Below are 1,172 nucleotides of genomic sequence, written 5' to 3'. Positions count from 1 at the left end.
GCGACGTGGACTTCGATCTGACCGTGACGGCGACGGCCAAGGACGGCAGTGCGGCGGTTGCGACGACGACGCAGACGCTGCATGTGACGGTCGATCCGGTGACCGACACGCCGACCCTGACGGTTTCAGCCGCGCGGGGCGATGAAGACACCGCCATTGCGCTGACGATCACTCCGGCGCTGACCGACACCGACGGGTCCGAGGCGCTGACGATCACCATCAGCGGCATCCCCGACGGTGCGCATCTCAGCAATGATGCCGGCACTGCCCTGACGATCAGCAACGGCTCGGTCACCCTCACACCGGCGCAGCTTGCCGGCTTGAAGATCACGCCGCCGTTGAACAGCGACGTGGACTTCGATCTGACCGTGACGGCGACGGCCAAGGACGGCAGTGCGGCGGTTGCGACGACGACGCAGACGCTGCATGTGACGGTCGATCCGGTGACCGACATGCCGACCCTGTCGGTGGCTGCTGCGCGTGGCGATGAGGACACCGCCATTGCGCTGACGATCACCCCGGCGCTGACCGACACCGACGGGTCCGAAGCGCTGACGATCACCATCAGCGGCATCCCCGATGGTGCGCATCTCAGCAATGATGCCGGCACTGCCCTGACGATCAGCAACGGCTCGATCACGCTGACGCCAAGCCAGCTTGCCGGTCTGAAGATCACGCCGCCGTTGAACAGCGACGTGGACTTCGATCTGACTGTGACGGCGACGGCCAAGGACGGCAGTGCGGCGGTTGCGACGACGACGCAGACGCTGCATGTGACGGTCGATCCGGTGACCGACACGCCGACCCTGTCGGTTTCAGCCGCGCGGGGCGATGAAGACACCGCCATTGCGCTGACGATCACTCCGGCGCTGACCGACACCGACGGGTCCGAGGCGCTGACGATCACCATCAGCGGCATCCCCGACGGTGCGCATCTCAGCAATGATGCCGGCACTGCCCTGACGATCAGCAACGGCTCGGTCACCCTCACACCGGCGCAGCTTGCCGGCTTGAAGATCACGCCGCCGTTGAACAGCGACGTGGACTTCGATCTGACTGTGATGGCGACGGCCAAGGACGGCAGTGCGGCGGTGGCGGCGACGACGCAGACGCTGCATGTGACGGTCGATCCGGTGACCGACACGCCGACCCTGACGGTTCAGCCGCGCGGG

The 1,172-nt window shown here is 66.4% G+C and carries 1 protein-coding gene; it reads left to right on the top strand.

Annotated elements, in window-relative coordinates:
* Positions 1–1,172 (top strand): hypothetical protein (locus I71_RS13275; RefSeq protein ID WP_199902170.1); only part of this gene is annotated, 1,172 nt, incomplete at both ends.

It is taken from the genome of Azospirillum sp. B506 (assembly GCF_000333595.1).
Taxonomy (GTDB): Bacteria; Pseudomonadota; Alphaproteobacteria; order Azospirillales; family Azospirillaceae; genus Azospirillum.
Note: the sequence above shows the minus strand (reverse complement) of the source record. Positions and strands in the feature narration are given on the sequence as shown.